Source organism: Salinivibrio sp. MA427 (assembly GCF_001996115.1).
Lineage (GTDB): Bacteria > Pseudomonadota > Gammaproteobacteria > Enterobacterales > Vibrionaceae > Salinivibrio > Salinivibrio costicola.
The window spans coordinates 1-2599 of the sequence record NZ_MUFH01000457.1; the positions used below are offsets into that span (position 1 = coordinate 1).

The window sequence follows — 2599 nt, forward strand, 5'->3', positions numbered from 1 at the left end:
CTCCTTATGTGTAACTAAATTACATATCAGTATGTAAAAAGCATAGTTTGTGTTTGAACTGTGATCAAGTTTAAACTTTATATCTGTACTAAATGATATTTTTGTAATTAGTTTTCATCTATGCGCTCTGCTTCGGCTGTTTTGGTCTTTTCTTCTATTTCTATCCCGCGATAGGGCTCGCCCTCATCATCATGCAGTTGGTGGTCATACGCCGCTTGTAGACCGGTGTCCTCGATCACTTCTTCATCCCATTCAGAGCGGCACCGAGAACCGCAAATTTTGTGCTAGATGGGTTGGTCATGGACCTCCTTAATCTGTATCTGTACCGCTTAAATATTGCGCGGGTAGGTGATGAGCAAATTGTTGTGGTTATCACCGGTGACGTCCAGCCCTTTGGGTTACTTATGTGTAGCTTGGTCGATAAATCATCAAAACAACCCTACTTTTTGTGGCACATTAAATTGTTTTAGACTTGTTTGACATCAATTGAGAAGCATTCTTTTGTGCTAGGGTGAGAAACTGATTGACTCACGGAGTGCTTGGTTATGTTGTTAAACGTTACGGATAAACAAAAAGAGGATCGGATCCCACCCCTATTTCGACTTGGTTTTCGGCCGTTTTTTCTCTTTGGAGCGCTCTATTCGTGCATTGTCATTACCGTTTGGGCAGGGCTTTATACTGATCCTAACCTTTTTTCGCTGAGCGTACCCTCCCTGTGGTGGCACGCTCATGAGATGCTGTTTGGCTTTTCGATGGCAATTGTCGGTGGGTTCTTAATGACGGCGGTGCAAAACTGGACGGGTGTGCCCGGAACCCGAGGACTGAAGCTTTTCGCCATTTTTTCATTATGGCTGTTGGCGCGGTTGAGCTTCTGGGTGGATGTCCCGATTTGGGCGAGCCTTGTACTTGATACCCTGTTTATGGCCTGCGTGGCATGGTCGTTGGGTTATCGCGTGGTAGTGACTAAACGTCAGCGCAATTACCTATTTATTCCTATTTTAGCGGTGGCGGCCTTACTTAACGCATTGTCTTACGGCGTACAGCTAGGGGAAGTCTCACTACCTATTAATCAAGTTTGGCACAGTACCTTGTTGTGGTTCATGCTGCTTATTAGCGTAATGGGTGGCCGTGTGATCCCGTTTTTTACGGAGAAGAAGTTGGGTATACAGGTGTCCAGCACACCTGTGTGGCTAGAGCGAGCGATTATCGCTCTGTTTGTGCTATTGATTGGCGTCACTTTGGTGTCCGGCACTGATAACATAGTCGCGCGTGGGTTGCTGCTCACAGCGGGTATTGCTCAATGTGTTCGGCTCTATCGCTGGCAAGGCTGGAAAGCATACAAGGTGCCGATGCTGTTTTCGCTTCATCTATTTTATGTCTTTTTACCACTTGGATTGATATTAAAAGCGTTGGTGATGAACCCTTGGGCATCAAACCTCATTTGGCATCTTTTTGCNATGTTTATCAGGGCCCCGCTGTTTCTTGGTTGTTTTATGCTCTGTTGATTTCAGCATTAGTGCGTGTGTTTGGCATGTGGTTTTGGCCAGTTTATACCCTAGAGCTGGTCGCTGCATCAGCACTGCTTTGGACGATAAGCTATGGCTGGTTTGCGGTACGATTTGGCCCCATGCTGAGTCAAGCACGCACAGATGGCGCGGCGGGGTAGTCTTATCACATTATTATTAATAAAAGGTAAGCTTGGAGTAGGGTTTAATGCAGGCTATTACTGTTACCATCCTTCTTATGCCTTACCGCTATTATTGCTACTATTTTATAGGTGTAAGGTATGGATTCAAAGTGGTTAACCGGTGAGCTTATAACAGAATTTAAAACCGTTTCATGCATGATACAAATCTATTGTCGTGATCATCATCAGGGCAAGTCGCTCTGTTCAGCGTGCCAACATTTGAGAGACTATGCAGAAGTGAAGTTGGATCGTTGCCCTTATGGTCAAGACAAACCGACTTGCAATCGTTGTCCTATCCACTGCTATAAGAAGGCAGAAAAGCAAGAGATGAAGACGGTCATGCGGTACGCTGGTCCAAGAATGTTACTGTCTCACCCGATCCTTGCGCTTAGACACTTATACCATGAGCGCAAAGCGGTTCCACCGTATCTAATCCCTAAGAATTCTAACCGTCACAAACGACTGGAAAAGCAAAAATCGGGCAACTAAAAATACATCAAGTAAACTCAGTAGAGCGTTGACTTATGGACTTGTGATGGATACCGGGATTAAGTGGTGTATCCGATGTTTTACGAACACCTGTACAAGCTTCGTTCTCTCCGTACTTCCTGGTTGGCAAGAAAGGTTGAGGCGGGTGCCTCAAAGCAGCTGCTGCTTCACATCCCTAAAGGGGTTCACGAAAGGCTGATGAAAAATTCGATTCAGCCAGGTCGTGCGAATCCTTGAATGCCTTGGTGACGAATATCATGCCGATGACCTTGCAGCCTGATCGGCCTTTAGCTCTCAATCAGCGACTAGATGGGCGCAGTGCAGGTCTCTGACGGATCGCGCGAAATGTATTAGGTATCGAATACGCCCTCAATCAGAATCTGGTTGCGTCGTAGACTAGGTTGCCATAAGATAGTAATTAAT

Annotated in this window: 4 protein-coding genes; 3 read left to right on the forward strand and 1 reads right to left on the reverse strand. The window is 45.8% G+C overall.

Annotation, left to right across the window (positions count from 1 at the left end; all coding sequences use genetic code 11):
• Positions 1–107: 107 nt before the first annotated feature.
• A complete protein-coding gene (locus BZG79_RS16980) occupies positions 108–239 on the reverse strand; it encodes a hypothetical protein (protein WP_021023439.1) in 132 nt (43 codons plus the stop codon).
• Positions 240–545: 306 nt separating this feature from the next.
• Here BZG79_RS16980 and BZG79_RS15555 point away from each other — a divergent pair, with 306 nt between their 5' ends.
• The 3 genes from BZG79_RS15555 (at position 546) to BZG79_RS15560 (ending at position 2176) form a co-directional block, all read left to right on the forward strand.
• Positions 546–1505 (forward strand): NnrS family protein, encoded by a 960-nt coding sequence (locus tag BZG79_RS15555; protein ID WP_077774860.1) that lies wholly within the window; start codon positions 546–548, stop codon positions 1503–1505.
• Positions 1506–1522: 17 nt separating this feature from the next.
• Positions 1523–1666, forward strand: coding sequence for a hypothetical protein (locus BZG79_RS16985; RefSeq protein WP_277919976.1), 144 nt, complete (start codon positions 1523–1525; stop codon positions 1664–1666).
• Between the two features lie 120 nt (positions 1667–1786).
• Positions 1787–2176, forward strand: a complete 390-nt coding sequence (locus BZG79_RS15560) for a nitrous oxide-stimulated promoter family protein (RefSeq protein ID WP_077669585.1) — start codon at positions 1787–1789, stop codon at positions 2174–2176.
• Positions 2177–2599 lie beyond the last annotated feature (423 nt).

Excerpts from the sequence above, each read along its gene's own strand:
- BZG79_RS15560 (WP_077669585.1), top strand. The coding sequence starts at position 1,787 with ATGGATTCAAAGTGGTTAACCGGTGAGCTTATAACAGAATTTAAAACC.